Source organism: uncultured Polaribacter sp. (assembly GCF_947500975.1).
GTDB lineage: Bacteria > Bacteroidota > Bacteroidia > Flavobacteriales > Flavobacteriaceae > Polaribacter.
In genome coordinates this window covers 234,539-249,251 of the sequence record NZ_CANMUE010000003.1, presented here as the reverse complement: position 1 = coordinate 249,251, position 14,713 = coordinate 234,539, and the positions used below count along the sequence as shown (strand labels likewise).

Annotated in this window: 17 protein-coding genes; all 17 read right to left on the bottom strand. The window is 27.4% G+C overall.

Annotation, left to right across the window (positions count from 1 at the left end):
• Nucleotides 1–17: 17 nt before the first annotated feature.
• The 17 genes from Q0733_RS04905 to Q0733_RS04825 all read right to left on the bottom strand — a co-directional run bounded on the left by Q0733_RS04905 (nt 18) and on the right by Q0733_RS04825 (nt 14,706).
• Nucleotides 18–704, bottom strand: coding sequence for a LytTR family DNA-binding domain-containing protein (locus Q0733_RS04905; RefSeq protein ID WP_298779655.1), 687 nt, complete (start codon nt 702–704; stop codon nt 18–20).
• Nucleotides 701–1,738 (bottom strand): sensor histidine kinase, encoded by a 1,038-nt coding sequence (locus tag Q0733_RS04900; protein WP_298779652.1) that lies wholly within the window; start codon nt 1,736–1,738, stop codon nt 701–703. The genes Q0733_RS04905 and Q0733_RS04900 overlap by 4 nt, the downstream gene beginning before the upstream one ends.
• Nucleotides 1,739–1,931: 193 nt before the next feature.
• Nucleotides 1,932–2,795 (bottom strand): ATP synthase F1 subunit gamma, encoded by an 864-nt coding sequence (atpG, locus tag Q0733_RS04895; protein WP_298779650.1) that lies wholly within the window; start codon nt 2,793–2,795, stop codon nt 1,932–1,934.
• Nucleotides 2,796–2,856: 61 nt separating this feature from the next.
• Nucleotides 2,857–4,431, bottom strand: coding sequence for a F0F1 ATP synthase subunit alpha (gene atpA / locus Q0733_RS04890; RefSeq protein ID WP_298779648.1), 1,575 nt, complete (start codon nt 4,429–4,431; stop codon nt 2,857–2,859).
• A gap of 21 nt (nt 4,432–4,452) precedes the next feature.
• Complete coding sequence (gene atpH / locus Q0733_RS04885) at nt 4,453–5,010, bottom strand: ATP synthase F1 subunit delta (protein ID WP_298779645.1); 558 nt, start codon at nt 5,008–5,010, stop codon at nt 4,453–4,455.
• Nucleotides 5,011–5,014: 4 nt separating this feature from the next.
• On the bottom strand, nt 5,015–5,512 hold the full coding sequence (locus Q0733_RS04880; protein ID WP_298779643.1) for a F0F1 ATP synthase subunit B: 498 nt from the start codon (nt 5,510–5,512) through the stop codon (nt 5,015–5,017).
• Between the two features lie 78 nt (nt 5,513–5,590).
• Nucleotides 5,591–5,779, bottom strand: coding sequence for an ATP synthase F0 subunit C (atpE, locus tag Q0733_RS04875; protein ID WP_053973883.1), 189 nt, complete (start codon nt 5,777–5,779; stop codon nt 5,591–5,593).
• Between the two features lie 118 nt (nt 5,780–5,897).
• Nucleotides 5,898–7,031, bottom strand: coding sequence for a F0F1 ATP synthase subunit A (atpB, locus tag Q0733_RS04870; RefSeq protein ID WP_298779639.1), 1,134 nt, complete (start codon nt 7,029–7,031; stop codon nt 5,898–5,900).
• A 79-nt stretch (nt 7,032–7,110) separates the two neighbouring features.
• On the bottom strand, nt 7,111–7,500 hold the full coding sequence (locus tag Q0733_RS04865) for a DUF6168 family protein (protein WP_298779636.1): 390 nt from the start codon (nt 7,498–7,500) through the stop codon (nt 7,111–7,113).
• Nucleotides 7,493–7,708, bottom strand: coding sequence for an AtpZ/AtpI family protein (locus Q0733_RS04860; protein ID WP_298779632.1), 216 nt, complete (start codon nt 7,706–7,708; stop codon nt 7,493–7,495). Before Q0733_RS04860 ends, Q0733_RS04865 begins: the two co-directional genes overlap by 8 nt.
• On the bottom strand, nt 7,674–8,048 hold the full coding sequence (locus Q0733_RS04855; protein ID WP_298779630.1) for a polymer-forming cytoskeletal protein: 375 nt from the start codon (nt 8,046–8,048) through the stop codon (nt 7,674–7,676). The genes Q0733_RS04860 and Q0733_RS04855 overlap by 35 nt, the downstream gene beginning before the upstream one ends.
• Nucleotides 8,049–8,091: 43 nt before the next feature.
• Nucleotides 8,092–10,311, bottom strand: coding sequence for a tetratricopeptide repeat protein (locus Q0733_RS04850; protein WP_298779627.1), 2,220 nt, complete (start codon nt 10,309–10,311; stop codon nt 8,092–8,094).
• Nucleotides 10,312–10,432: 121 nt separating this feature from the next.
• Entirely contained in the window at nt 10,433–11,128 is a 696-nt protein-coding gene (locus Q0733_RS04845) for an ABC transporter ATP-binding protein (RefSeq protein ID WP_298779625.1), read from the bottom strand.
• An 11-nt stretch (nt 11,129–11,139) separates the two neighbouring features.
• Nucleotides 11,140–12,606 carry a DUF5687 family protein gene (locus Q0733_RS04840; protein ID WP_298779622.1) on the bottom strand — a complete coding sequence of 489 codons (1,467 nt, stop codon included), beginning with the start codon at nt 12,604–12,606 and terminating at the stop codon, nt 11,140–11,142.
• 61 nt (nt 12,607–12,667) lie between these two features.
• Nucleotides 12,668–13,357 carry a hypothetical protein gene (locus Q0733_RS04835; RefSeq protein WP_298779619.1) on the bottom strand — a complete coding sequence of 230 codons (690 nt, stop codon included), beginning with the start codon at nt 13,355–13,357 and terminating at the stop codon, nt 12,668–12,670.
• A complete protein-coding gene (locus tag Q0733_RS04830) occupies nt 13,357–14,028 on the bottom strand; it encodes a hypothetical protein (RefSeq protein ID WP_298779616.1) in 672 nt (223 codons plus the stop codon). The genes Q0733_RS04835 and Q0733_RS04830 overlap by 1 nt, the downstream gene beginning before the upstream one ends.
• Nucleotides 14,029–14,031: 3 nt before the next feature.
• A complete protein-coding gene (locus Q0733_RS04825; protein ID WP_298779613.1) occupies nt 14,032–14,706 on the bottom strand; it encodes a hypothetical protein in 675 nt (224 codons plus the stop codon).
• Nucleotides 14,707–14,713 lie beyond the last annotated feature (7 nt).

Sequence of the window (14,713 nt, the reverse complement as noted above, 5' to 3'; positions counted from 1 at the left end):
TAATAAGGTGAATGAATTTAAATGTTAAGGTTTTTAACTATTTCTTGTTTATATGTAGCACTAATTGGAATAACAAAATCTTCTATTTTAAGTGTATCTTTAAAAATACTTTTTATCTTTTTTAACTGAACAATAAAAGATCGATGCGTTCTTTTAAATTCTGTTGGTGGAAGTTTTGTTAAAATATTTTTCATAGTATAACGTGCAACAATTTTTGTACCATTGGATAAATTAATACCTATATAATCGTCTAGAGCTTCAATAAAAAGTATTTCTTTAAAAAGAATATTATGTAATTTATAATCTGCTTTTATAGCTAAATGTGTTTTCTCTTCTTTTAAAAAATTTGTTTCTATTTCTTTTTTTACTTTATTTACTGAAACTAAAAAACGTTCTAAAGAAAAAGGTTTTAATAAATAATCTGATGCATTAACATTAAATCCTTCTACTGCATAATGGCTATATGCCGTTGTAAAAATAACTTTGATTTCTTTTTTTAATGATTTATAGATATCAATTCCATTAACTTCGGATATTTGAATATCCAAAAAAATTAAATCAACATTATTTTTGTTTAGATATTTTATTGCTTTTGTATGCGATGTAAATGTATTGGTTAAGTTTATAAAATCTATTGCTGAACAGTGCGTTTTAATAATTTCTAACGCCAAAGGTTCATCATCTATTGCAATAGCTTTTATCATGAAAGATCTATATCTAATTTAACTTCAAAGGTGTCTTTTGTTTCATTAATTTTTAAAAGATGCTTATTTTTATATGAAATTTGAAGTCTCTTTTTTGTGTTTTTTACACCTTCTTCTGTGATAAATTTAAGTGTTTCTTTATTAAAAACAATATCATTTTTAACAAATAATGTTAACATAAAGTTTTTAATCGTTATATCAATTACAATTGAAGATACTTTTTCTTGACTAACGCCGTATTTAAAAGCATTTTCAATAAAATTAATTAATATTATTGGTGAAATATATTTTCCTGCTGTATTTCCTTTGATATTCGTTTTTAAATCTATTTGTTTGCCAATTCGTAATTTTTGCAATTCGATAAAATCTTTTATATAATTCAACTCTTTTTCTAACGATACTTTTTCTGTATCACTTTCAGAAACAATATAGCGCATCATATCAGACAATTTTAATACTGCATCAGATGCTTTATTAGATTTTGTTAATGTTAATGCATAAATGTTATTAAGAGTGTTAAATAAAAAGTGTGGATTTATTTTTGCTTTTAGATACGAAACTTCTGCTTTTAATTTTTCTTGTTGAATTTCTTTTACTCTACTTTCTAACTTTACAAATAAAGAACCTAACCAAATTAATAAAAACTGAAAAACGAGACCATTACTAAAGTTTAAAAAATTTAAAATAGTTCTGCTATTAGGCTCTTTATTTCTTGGATATTCTAAAAAATCTGGTGGTGTTAATACATCATCAAAAGAAAACAAAAATAACGGCAAGCAAATTACTAATAATAAGCTTGTACCTATAGAAATTACATAAAGCAACCATTCTTTCTTATCATAAAAAACTGGAATTAATATATAAAAATGAATGAAAAAGAAAAAAGTTAATAAAAGGTAACTAGTAAAATTTCTTAAAAAAGGTTTGACCGTAAAAAGCTCTAAACCTTTATTAAAATCTGGAGAAGTAAATATAGGAATACTTAAAATAAATAGTGCAATTAATACATTACTTAACGTAGTTCTGTTTTTCAATATATTGCTATTAGAAATTAATAATTTTATTCAATTTAAAAAAAACTCCTGTTTAATAAAAATAAATAAGGTTAATTAAAATATATCTGAGGTTAATATTACTTTTTGAAGATATAAAAAAAGAGCTTATCAAAATTGATAAGCTCTTTTCTTTGTTATATAGATTACTATTTCTAAAAAAATAGCAATATTTTTAATTATTTAAGGCTTCTGCTCCACCAACAATTTCTAAAATTTCATTTGTAATTGCTGCTTGACGTGCTTTATTATACGTTAACAATAAATCGTCTCGTAAATCTTTTGCATTGTCTGTTGCTTTATGCATTGCTGTCATACGTGCACCATGCTCAGAAGCAAAACTATCTCTAATTGCTTTATATAATTGTGTTTTTAAAGATTTTGGTATTAAAGCTTCAACTATTTCTTCTTTAGATGGCTCAAAAATATAATCAGAGTTTACTGCATTTGCATCTCCGCCTTCAATTGGTTTTATTGGTAAAAATTGTTCAACTTGAGGTAATTGTGTAGCTGCATTTTTAAATTGATTGTACACCAATTCTATTTTATCATAAGAACCATCAACAAATAACTCCATTAATTTTTCTGCAATTGCAGCAACATTGTTAAAAGTTAAATCGTCAAAAATATCATTTCTTGTAGCAACAACTTTATATTGTTTAGCTAAAGAAGCTCCTTTTTTACCAATAGCAAATAAATCTACTTGTTTATCAGCATATTTTGCATTAATTGTTTTTGTAACTTCTTTAGTTATTGATGAGTTAAAACCACCACACAAACCTCTATTAGAAGTTACAACAACTATTAAAACTTTAGAAACTTCTCTTTGAGTAGAATACTCTCCGCTAGCATCACTATCTAAAGTTGCACTTAAATTTTGCAACAATTCAGTTAGTTTAGATGAATAAGGTCTCATTGCTACAATAGCATCTTGTGCTTTTTTCAACTTTGCAGCAGATACCATTTTCATGGCAGATGTAATCTGCATTGTAGAACCAATTGAGGTTATTCTATTACGTATTTCTTTTAAGTTTGCCATAATTTGGTAACTAGTTGTTAGTTATTAGTGTTTAACGTACCGCTAAACATTAATTGCTAATTTAAAATTGTGCTGATATTTCTTTAGCTGCAGCTGTTAAAGTAGTAATTACTTCGTCTGTTAATTTACCAGACTTTAATACATCTAAAGTATCTCTGTGTTTTGCGTTTAAATAATCGATATAATTTTTCTCGAATTTCTTAACTTGCTCAACAGGTACATCTTTTAACAAGTTTTTAGAACCTGCATAAATAATTGCAATTTGATCTTCTACTGTATATGGATCGTTTTGTGCTTGTTTTAAAATTTCAACATTACGTTGTCCTTTAGAAATTACACTCATAGTAGCTGCATCTAAATCTGAACCAAACTTAGCAAATGCTTCTAACTCACGATATGCTGCTTGATCTAATTTTAAAGTACCAGATACTTTTTTCATTGATTTGATTTGCGCATTACCACCAACTCTAGATACAGAGATACCTACGTTAATTGCTGGTCTTACACCTGAGTTAAATAAATCTCCATCTAAGAAAATTTGTCCATCTGTAATAGAAATTACGTTTGTTGGTATATATGCTGATACATCTCCTGCTTGTGTTTCAATAATTGGCAATGCAGTTAAAGAACCTCCACCTTTTACAATTCCTTTTAAAGAATCTGGTAAATCGTTCATTTCGCTTGCAATCTTATCATCATTAATCACTTTTGCAGCTCTTTCTAATAATCTTGAGTGTAAGTAAAATACATCACCTGGATATGCCTCACGTCCTGGTGGTCTTCTTAATAATAAAGAAATCTCACGGTATGCAACTGCTTGTTTAGATAAATCATCAAAAACAATTAAAGCTGGTCTTCCAGAATCTCTAAAATATTCTCCAATTGCTGCTCCTGCAAATGGTGCATAAACTTGCATTGCTGCAGGATCAGATGCATTTGCTGCAACAATTGTTGTGTATGCTAATGCGCCTTTTTCTTCTAACATATTTGCAATTGCTGCAACTGTAGAAGCTTTTTGACCGATAGCAACATATATACAATATACTGGGTTACCAGCATCGTAAAATTCTTTTTGATTTAAAATAGTATCTAAAGCTACTGTAGATTTACCTGTTTGTCTATCTCCAATAATTAACTCACGTTGACCTCTACCTACTGGTATCATAGCATCAATAGATTTGATACCTGTTTGTAATGGCTCGGTAACTGGCTCTCTATAAATAACACCTGGTGCTCTACGCTCTAAAGGCATTTCATAAGTAGTTCCTTCAATTGGACCTTTACCATCAATAGGACTTCCTAAAGTATCTACAACTCTTCCTACAATTCCTTCACCTGCTCTTAAAGAAGCAATACGTTCTGTACGTTTTACGGTAGAACCTTCTCTAATTGAAGTTGAAGCTCCTAATAATACAACACCTGCATTATCTTCTTCTAAGTTTAAAACGATACCTTCTAATCCGTTATCAAATTCAACTAATTCACCATATTGTACGTTAGATAACCCGTAAACACGAGCAATACCATCTCCTACTTGTAATACAGTTCCTACTTCGCTTAATGAAGCCTGAGCTTCAAAATTAGTTAACTGTTCTTTTAAAATTGCTGATACTTCAGCTGGTTTAATACTTGCCATCTTTTATGATTTGATGTATAATTAAATTTTTGGAATGTAATGACTGTTGTCAAATTCCTTCCTTAATTCGTTTAAATGATTAGAGATACTAGCATCATACTGCACATCTCCAACACGTAAAATGAATCCGCCTAAAATAGCAGGATTAATTTCGTTTTCTAAATTTGCCTTTTTGCCTGTTAAAGCTACAATTTTAGACATTACTTTTTCTTCTACTTCTTTTGTTAAAGCTACTGCTGTAGTTACTTTAGCAACTTGCATGTGTTTTAAAAAGTCGTAAATAATAGCATATTTTCTTGCTATTGACTCTAGCATTGCAATTCTTTTATTGTCTTGTAATAAATTAAAAACACCTAAAGTAATATTGTTAACTTTACCAGTAAACATTGCTTTTAAAACCTTCATTTTATCAGAAGTTTTAATAACAGGGCTTTTTAAAACCACTTCTAACTCATTGTTTTCTGAAATTGCAGAAACAATAAATTTCATATCATCATTTACAGCAGCCTCTTCATTAGTATCTTTTGCAAGATTTAAGATTGCTTTCGCGTAACGTAATGCTGCTCTAGCGTCTTTCATATTTTTAGTTTAAAGTAACATCTTTTAAGATTCCTTCAACTAAATCTAGTTGATCTTTCTTATTAGATAATTCTTTTTTAATTACAGATTCTGCTATACCAATAGATAATTCTGCAACATTCTTTTTAATTTCAGCTAAAGCTGCTTGCTTTTCTTGCTGAATAGAAGCTTGTGCTTTTGCAATTAAACTAGCAGTAACTTCTTTAGCATCTTCTTTAGCATCTGCAATCATTTTATCTTGAATTGCTCGTGCTTCTTTCATCATGGCATCTCTCTCTTCTCTTGCTTCTTTTATAAGTTTTGCATTATCTGCTTGTAAATTTTGCATTTCTTTACGAGCATTTTCTGCTTCTGATAAAGCACTTTCAATTCCAGATTCTCTTTCTTCTAAAGAATTTAAAATTGGTTTCCATGCAAATTTTGCTAAAAGAATTAATAATACAATTAATATTACCAATTGTAAAGCAAAAAGACCTATTGAAAAATCGTTAAAAATATCCATACTCTATTTTTGTTTTTGTTTAATTTAAAAACATTTCTGTAACCAACCGTTACAGAAATGTTTTGTTCTTTTTTCGGATTATTTACCTAAAAGTAAAGCACCAAATGCTAAACCTTCTAATAATGCTCCGATGATGATCATCGCTGTTTGGATTTTACCGGCAGCTTCTGGTTGACGAGCAATACCTTCCATTGCTTTACCACCAATTTGACCTAGTCCGATTCCTCCTCCGATTACGATTAATCCTGCTCCAATTAAATTGTACATACTAATTGATTTTTAAATATATTAATTAAACAAATTCTAATTCAACTTATAAGTTTCGATTTTCATCAAAACTAATTAATTCTATAACTAGATTTTTTAAAAAAACCTAGAAACATCATTAATGATGTTCATGTTCTTCTACAGCCATTCCAATAAACAATGCAGATAACATTGTAAAAATAAATGCTTGTAAAAATGCTACTAATAATTCTATTACTGTTAAAAACAGGGTTAAAAAGAATGAAATTCCTGTTGCCCCAACAGTACCAAATTGTGATTTTAATAAAATCATTAATGCTGCAATACCCATTACAACAGAGTGTCCTGCTGTAATGTTAGCAAATAAACGCACTAATAATGAAAATGGTTTTATTAATAAAAAACCTGCTAATTCTAATACTGCTAATATTGGTCTTAATAATTTTGGCACACCTGGCATCCATAATGTGTGAGCCCAAAAATCTTTACTACCATTAGTAATATATACTACTAAAGTAATTAATGCTAAACATACTGTTACTGCTATTTGCCCAGTTACATTAAAACCTAAAGGTGTTAAGCCCATTAAATTTAATATCCAAATAAAGAAAAATACCGTTAACAGGTAAGGCATAAATTTTCTATACTTTTTTTCTCCAATATTTGGTTTAGCTATTTCGTCTCTTACATATAAAACTAAAGGTTCTAAAACTCTACCAAATCCTTTAGGAATATCTCTTGTTTTATATTGCTTAGCCAATTTAGTAAAACCAAAAAAGATTAAAAAACCAGCTATTAAAATACCTACTACACTTTTAGTTATAGAAAAATCTAATACTTTGTGTGCATTTGTTGCATGATGTGTTTCATCAAAAGAAACAGTTGATGCATTAGCGTCTAATTCGAAAATTTTAGAATGAATTTTAGCAAACTTTAAACCTTTTCTATCTACAAGAACGTGCCCATCATCATTATGATGAAATTCTGATGACATAAAAGCAACCAAACCTTTACTAGACCATAAAATTACTGGTAAAGAAAAGCCAAAATGTTTTCTCTCTCCAGCATCATTAGAATATGAAAAAAGAGTAAAATCATGAGAATCTGCTAAGTGATGTTTTATATAATCACTTATTTCTTCTTTGCTATTTACACGCCCTCCATCGTTTTGGGTATCATGTTTTTTATCAGTACTAGAAGCAAAACTTGTAGCTGAAATAAGAACTAGCAATGCTAGTGCAAGAAATTTGATCGATTTTTGTGCAATCTTCATGGTAAAAATATGCTTTCTAAATTCCGCGCAAAAATACGCAATATTTCAAAAGTACAAACTCTTTTTTAATATATTTTTATTATTGTTTCTTCTTTAAAATTTTAGCCACAGAAATAGCTTCTGTTAATAAAAAAATAATAGTTGGAATAAATAGTGATATTCTTGAAGTAAAAGACATATTTTCTTCAGAAAATATTGGGTTATAGAATATTACACAAAAAAGAACTATTTTAAGAAAAATAGTTACAAGATATATAAAACTCAATTGTTCAAAAATTTTATCAACAGTTGAAAGCAATATAAAATTAATACAAATTAGCAATGAATAACCAAAGTGAAAAAGGTATACTTTTTTTAATGAGAAAGGCAATAACACCTCTATACTTTGTAGGTAATTTTGATGTATAGAAAAGCTTAAAAAAAATAAAGAGAAAAAAACGAAAGCAAATAGCAATATACTTTTAATCATTTAATTTATTAGCTTGTTTTATTAAAGAATACATGGATAAAAAAACTGCTACCAAGGTAACTGTTTCTTTTAAAAAAGAAGTTTCAAAAGTTGTATCTAACCATTTACCCAATAAAAATCCTAAATAAATTGTTATTCCTATTTGCAAACCGGCACCAGAAAGCTGAAGCGCCTTATTTAAAGAGTTTTTTTGCTTTTGGTTTGTCATTAATATTAATAGTTGTTCCTATTTTTGGTGTTTTCATTACACAAGTAGCATTAAAAGTTGCTCCTGGTTCTATAGATAGTTTTCCAGTAGTTACATCTCCAGTAATTAAAGCAACTGCTTTTACTGTTAATGTTTTTTCTACATTCAATTGCCCAGAAATTTCCCCTTCAACATCAGCATTACCCGCAAATACATTTCCTTTAACTTTACCTTCTGCCCCTATAATAACTCTTCCTTTTGTGGTTAAATTACCTTCTAAGATTCCGTCTATTCTAAAATCTCCTTCGGATTTAATTTCACCAACTATTGATGTGTTTTTTGAAATAACATTTCGTTCCATACTTTAATTTTAATCTTTTTTAATGGAAGTTTATAATTTTGATTTATTCTTCTAATTGAGCTATAATCTCTCTTGCTTTTTTACCCTCTTCTGTATTACCATAACTAACTGCTACAAATTCTAAAGCTATTTTATAAGCTTGTTTGTCTTTATGTTTTCCGATTGCATAAGCTTTTAGCAACTCGAATTTAGGAATTAATTTAGAATTTGAAATTGTTGCTAAATAATCATCAATCATAATTACAACGTCTTTAAATTTACCTGCTTTATACAAATAATACATTGTACTATAATTTTTTTCTACTTCATCAACAGCTACATCTTCAGTAATTTTTTCATTAGGATTTAAAATAATCTTTGCAAATTGAGTATCTGGGTACTGATTAATAATTACGTTTTTATAAATTGTTGCTTTATCGGTATCTCCTAAATCAGAATAAATTTGATATAAATGCCAATTTATAGGTAAAATTAATTCTTTTTTAGGGTTTAATGAAGCTAATCTTTCTAACCTTAATTTTGCTAAATTTTTGTTGTTAAATTGTTCTTTATAAATTAATCCTAATTCGTATAAAGATTGATTTCTATCAATAAGTAAAGTATCTAAAGTTTCTTTTTTTGTAGGTATTGAACTAATATAAGAGTCTAAATCGTATTTTAAATTAACCTTATTTACTTGTATAGAATCAATATTATTGTTGGTATTAATTGTTGCGTTTTCTGACCAACGCCAATTGTCTGCCAATTTTCTAGTTCCCCAAAATTTTTCAAATTCAGTTTTCCCAAAACTTAAAGCTTGTGCATTATAAAAATACCACTTTCCTTTTCTTGCTGATTGTAAAGATACACTAGCACTACCAAAAGCAATTTGATTTAATCTTAATTGTGCTGCTTCTTCATCTGCTATTTTTATTTTTTCTATATGTTTTTCAAAAAACAGTTTTTGTTCTTCTTTTGATAAACTTGCAATTCTTAAAATACTATCATTTTTAGTAACTATATTTTCGAACTTAATTAAAGACGCTAAGTTTTTGTGTTTTCTTCTAATTCGTCTAAATCTAATATCTAAAGTATCAGTTGTTATTTGTAAAACACTATCAAAATAAGAACTAGCTAATTGGTATTCTGCATTTTTAAAATTATAATCACCTAACTTTTCATAGGTATATGTTTTTTGAATATTGCTTCCGTTTTTAGCTCTTAATGAATTGTTATAATTTTTAATGGCTAATTCTACATTATTATTATTTTCTTGTAAAACTGCGGTTTGATAATACAACTCATCTAAATAAGGTCTATTATCTCTATCTTTTATTAATTTTTGCAATCGTGCTAATATTACTGATGACAAAGAATCTTTAGTTGAGTTTTTTGCCAATTCTATATTTGCATGAATTTTATATTTATAAGGTGCTTTTTTAAAATTAATAATTTTATCAAAATAAATAACTGCGGAATCTTTTTTGTTTTCAGCGCTATACATTTGTCCTAAAACAAATAAGTTTCTTGCCGCTTGATTTCTATTATTTAATGTTTTTGTTGATAATTGCAAGTGTTTTTTGGCTAGCTGTAAACTATCAGAATTAACATAAGCCATTGCTAAAGCTGTATGTGCCTGTTCTTTAATTACATCTGGCAAGTCTGCCTCTAAAGTGTCTCTAACTACTAACAAAAGCTTCATTGCTTCAATAGCAGTTTCTTCATTATCGTTTCTAAGATTAGCTTTAGCTCTCCAAATTTTAGTTTCAGCAATTAAATCTGCTTGTGGGTAATTTGCTATAACATAATTTAAGGCTTCTATAGCAGGAATAAATCTTTGAGTATAATAACGAGCTTTACCTAACAGTAAATATGCATCATCAATTTTTCTGTTGCGCTCCATTCCATCGATATTCATTCCATGTTTTTGAATGGCTTTTACGGCTTTTTCTTCCGCTCTTTCAAAAGTTGTAGTTTGTTTTTTTTGTTTGGTTTTACTTTTTCCAAAACCTGCGCCAGGTCCATTATTAAAAACAGGAGCAACAATTTTGTCTTTTTCAAAAACAATAGGCTCTATAGGTAAAACCTTAAACCAATTATCTTTATACTCTTTGTTTATTTGATCAATTCCTTTATTAAAAGCTTCTTGACCATTAAATAAAACATTGTATTTGGTATTAATTGCGTGAAAATTTCTACTAACAACGGTGTCTTTTTTTGTACTACAGGAATATATAGCTACAAAAAGAAAAAAAATGATAATTATTTTAAAGGTATTTTTCACGCTGATAAATCTAAACTAAATATTGGTTTTATGAAACTAAAAACTCTTATTTACAACTAATTTCTTTGAGAAATAGTATAAATAAGAGTGTAAAAATAGTAATAAATTAAAGATTGCCTATTTAAACTGCAAAATAGCTCTCTAATTCTTTTAAAGTTTCTGATGATGTTTTAATGTCTTTTACTACATTTCCTTTATCTAAAACTACAATTCGCTCGCAAACCTCTGTAACATGTGTTAAATCGTGACTAGAAACCATTACTGTAACTTCTTTATTATCAGCCAATTCTTTAATTATTTTCTTAAGTCTAATTTGCGTAGTTGGATCTAAATTTGCAAAAGGTTCATCTAAAATAACCACTTTTGGGTTTCCCATCATTGCAGCAATAATTCCTGCTTTTTTCTGATTTCCCTTACTTAAATCTCTTAAAAATTTCTTTTTACCCAGCAATTCTCCGTTAAAAAATTCTTCAAACTGATTTAAAAATTTTGTAACATCGGCTTTATTCATTCCTCTTAAATCTCCAATAAATTCAAAATACTCTTCTGCGGTTAAGTAGCCAATTAAAAAAGATTCATCAATAAAAGAACCCGTAAAGTTTTTCCAATTTTCGCTAGTGTTTACTTTAATATCATGATTTGTTATTGAGCCAGTAGAAGGTCTTACCAAATCTAACAAAATATTAAAATAAGTAGTTTTTCCGGCTCCATTATTACCTACTAATCCAAAACTTTGACCTGTAGGAATTTCTAAAGAATCTATGTGTAATACTTCTGCTTTTCCGTATTTTTTTGAAAGTTGCGTAGTTTGTATCATTTTGTTTTGTATTAGTTTTCTTGATTAAATGCGTGAATCATTATATATTTATTTTTGATGTATTTATTGGTTATTGCTGTCATTAATTTTTTATGCAACGCAATACCAATAAAACCTAAAGCTGCAATTACAACAACGGCTATTTCGAAACTTACCAACCAATTTATCAGCCCAAAAATTGCCATTGGTAAGAGCATTAATGGAAAACCTATTAACCACTGTACTGCACCTGTTCCTTGAAAATTAAAGGCTGCTTTTTCATCTAAATTTATCTTTTTTCTATTAAAAGTACCTCCATATAAAATTATATGAGAGTTTACACCAATATTGTAAACCATGGCTGCAAAGTGAACTAAAAGTATTTTCCATCCGAAATAAACATACGGAATTCCAAGAACAAAAAGAATTACAACACTAATGGTCATAATTGTAAATTTAGATTTTAAATAACGTTCGTATTTAAAATTTTGTGTCATTAACATTTTATAATAACTGCTATCCCAAGCTGGAATGAATTGCCCAAAATTGATTAAGAAAGTTCCTGTGGAAAAAATTCCAACCAAAACATACATAAACTCCATTTTTAAATACATAGGTTGTGTATAGAAAAATAAACCATAACCTAAACCCATTGCCAACATCCAAATTGAAGATTTTGTTCGCTTATTTCTCCACATTAAACGTAAATCGTTTTTTATAAATGGTGCTAAATCTCCTAATCTTTCTGTAAAAGATAAATCTGACGTATTAACTTCTTTTGTTTTTTCAGAAATTAACGCATCTAAATAAATTTCTTTGCGTAATTGTTTGTAATTAATACTATATAAAAGAACTAATAATGCTAAGAAAATTAAAGAATAAATAGGGTTTTGGTATAAGTAATCAAAACCGCTACCCACAAAACCTGGTAAATTAAACCATTGATAATGTTGCACTAAATAGCCTCCAATTAAAAGAACCAATAAACCTGCAAAAATTTTATTGTTTTTGTTAATCAGAAAATTAAAAAAATTAGCAGATTGTATGAGTAAAACCATAGAAAACAACCAACCTAAAACACCAGTAATATTATAACCTTCCTTAATTAAAACAACTGAAAATGGAATGTAAAAAAACAAACTCATCATGTTAAAAAACGAGAATGACGATTTTGCCAAAATATAATGTGCAATCTTGCTTTTTTTGATAGGTAAAATTAACATGGGTTTGATATTCATAACAGGTAATTTTTGCATGAGATATCTAAAAATTAAATCGCCAATTATAGCAAATAACAAAAAGGAATTAACTAAAACTAATGGATCTTTATCTGGAAACTGTTCTTTAATAATATAATAGCCTTCAATACCTAAAATTAGAAAACTTACTGCAAAATAAAGTGCTAAAAGCACCATTAAAATGTTTATAAAAACGCTTTTTTGCCAATTTGCAGATCTAAAATATTGTTTCCATTCTAGTTTTAAAAAATGTGAAATCATAAAGTTGATAAATTAGTTTGATTAGTAATTAGTTGCTTAAAAATTGATTTTGTTACACAATTTATACAATATTATATTCTGGGTAGGTTTCTTGTAACAATTCTTCTGCTTTTTTGGGGATCACAATTAAAGAAATATAAGAGTAAATTATGACTATTGTTACAAGACCAGCAAAAATGCACTTTCCTACAACAGAAGTAAAGCTATCTGAAAAAGTTGATAATTGAAAAAAGTTTGAAAAAATAAGTATAGAATTAACAGAACCTGTTTTAAATATCATCTCCTCTAACATATATTTTCTTTCTTTTTCTTTAAATCTTTTATTGGATTTTTTAATAAGTTTTTGAGCTAAAACAACATCAATAATTGCTAAAATTAACATTATTATCAAAAAAATATTCTCATTTATTTTAAAATCTAGTAAGGCGTAAAAAAAACTAAAAATGAATAATGTTGTTATTATTTTGGGTATAGAAAACCACTCTTTCATAAATTTCCATAAAATTTTAGCATATCTTTTACTTAATTGTTTTTGTTTGGTTTCAACGACATCCATAAAACCAAAAATTCCAAATTTTTTAAACGATTTATCTCTTGCATCTTCAAAAGAAATATTAGGAGTTTCTTTTGAAATTTGCTCTATATCATTTGCTAAATGATCTACCAATTCTGTTTGAACATCATAATGCTCTACAAAATGTTTGCGTGTAAATTTATATAGTTCTTCTATGTGAAGTTGTGTGAGTTTCATTAGCTAAAAAGATTAAGTTCTATAATTTTAATTTTTTTTAGAGTTTTTAAGTGCACTAAAACACCAGCATAAGTAAAGATTGAATTCAAAACTGTAACTATATACCAAACCAAAAGTTGAGTTTCCTTAGAAACGGATATAATTCCTTCAGGTTTTACAAATTGAATTACACCATTTAACAATAAAAAAGAAAAGAAAACATAAAAACTGCTATAAGTTAGGTAACCAGATTTTTTCTGTGATAAAACTTCTTTGAAATTTAAAAAAACACCATAAATAACTGGACCAAGTAATAAAATTATAGTTGTGGTTTTGAATAAGTTTATTGTAGAAACAAAAATTGTAGAATAATATAAAATACCAAAAAGTAAAATAATAAATATAGAATCTAGATTTGTAATTAACTCTTTTACCTTGTTAAAATATTGTTTTCGAACAATCTTATTAATCCCTAAAAGTCTTCTTTTAGTTAAATCTTTGAAACTATCTTTCCACCCTAAGCTAACAAAAGACTTTTGAACCAGTTTTTTAAATTCTTCTTCTTTCTCTAATTTTATTTCAACATCAGAAACAACGTGATCTAACATTTCTATTCTGATGTCCCAAAATTTTACACCTTCAGTTTGTAAACGTTTGTCTATGTATTGTATTTGTTCTTTTGTTAATTCCATAGCTTATACAATTACATTTGGATAGTGATTTTTTATTTCTTTCTTATTTTGATAATAAACATGTTCTAAACACCAATAAGTTAAAATCAGAATAACAACTACAATAATTTGAATATAATTATGGATCGTATTTTCATAGCTGGCATTATTTCTAAAATATTTAATAGGATCTAGAATTAAAAAATAAAAAGAATAAACAAACCAAAACATATACTCTGACCTATTTAAGATTAAAAACTTATCTTCAGATAAACTTAGCTTAGTCCTTATTCCAAACTGTACTACAAGAAAAATAAAAAATACATTTATATTAGAAAAAAACTCTTTTGGGTTCTCATATAAATTCATCAAATAAACAAATCCAAAAAATAAACCAATTGATATAATAATTTTAGGAACCTTAAAAAAGGTTCTTAAATGCTTAAAAGTCAGTTTATAAAATTTCTTTTTAACAGACAGTTTTTTCTGTTCTAAAAAATCTTTAAAACCATTTCCTCCAAATTCTTTATGAATTTTAATTATTTCGTTTTTAAAATTTAGAGTTTGGTTTTTATCTAATTTTTCTTCCAATTTAGTCGCAAAATGATCTACAATCTCTGATCTTACATCATAATACTTTATTCCGCAAGACTTTAAATATCTATTTAATTTAGCTAATTGCTCTTTTGTTAATTCCATAGCTAAA

What these genes read in the sequence shown, in the direction of transcription:
- atpA (WP_298779648.1), bottom strand. Translation starts at nt 4,431, where the DNA reads ATGGCAAGTATTAAACCAGCTGAAGTATCAGCAATTTTAAAAGAACAG.
- atpB (WP_298779639.1), bottom strand. Translation starts at nt 7,031, where the DNA reads ATGAAGATTGCACAAAAATCGATCAAATTTCTTGCACTAGCATTGCTA.
- Q0733_RS04825 (WP_298779613.1), bottom strand. Translation starts at nt 14,706, where the DNA reads ATGGAATTAACAAAAGAGCAATTAGCTAAATTAAATAGATATTTAAAG.
- Q0733_RS04865 (WP_298779636.1), bottom strand. Translation starts at nt 7,500, where the DNA reads ATGATTAAAAGTATATTGCTATTTGCTTTCGTTTTTTTCTCTTTATTT.
- Q0733_RS04860 (WP_298779632.1), bottom strand. Translation starts at nt 7,708, where the DNA reads ATGACAAACCAAAAGCAAAAAAACTCTTTAAATAAGGCGCTTCAGCTT.
- Q0733_RS04855 (WP_298779630.1), bottom strand. Translation starts at nt 8,048, where the DNA reads ATGGAACGAAATGTTATTTCAAAAAACACATCAATAGTTGGTGAAATT.
- Q0733_RS04840 (WP_298779622.1), bottom strand. Translation starts at nt 12,606, where the DNA reads ATGATTTCACATTTTTTAAAACTAGAATGGAAACAATATTTTAGATCT.
- Q0733_RS04880 (WP_298779643.1), bottom strand. Translation starts at nt 5,512, where the DNA reads ATGGATATTTTTAACGATTTTTCAATAGGTCTTTTTGCTTTACAATTG.
- Q0733_RS04830 (WP_298779616.1), bottom strand. Translation starts at nt 14,028, where the DNA reads ATGGAATTAACAAAAGAACAAATACAATACATAGACAAACGTTTACAA.
- atpE (WP_053973883.1), bottom strand. Translation starts at nt 5,779, where the DNA reads ATGTACAATTTAATTGGAGCAGGATTAATCGTAATCGGAGGAGGAATC.
- Q0733_RS04835 (WP_298779619.1), bottom strand. Translation starts at nt 13,357, where the DNA reads ATGAAACTCACACAACTTCACATAGAAGAACTATATAAATTTACACGC.
- atpG (WP_298779650.1), bottom strand. Translation starts at nt 2,795, where the DNA reads ATGGCAAACTTAAAAGAAATACGTAATAGAATAACCTCAATTGGTTCT.
- Q0733_RS04905 (WP_298779655.1), bottom strand. Translation starts at nt 704, where the DNA reads ATGATAAAAGCTATTGCAATAGATGATGAACCTTTGGCGTTAGAAATT.
- atpH (WP_298779645.1), bottom strand. Translation starts at nt 5,010, where the DNA reads ATGAAAGACGCTAGAGCAGCATTACGTTACGCGAAAGCAATCTTAAAT.
- Q0733_RS04845 (WP_298779625.1), bottom strand. Translation starts at nt 11,128, where the DNA reads ATGATACAAACTACGCAACTTTCAAAAAAATACGGAAAAGCAGAAGTA.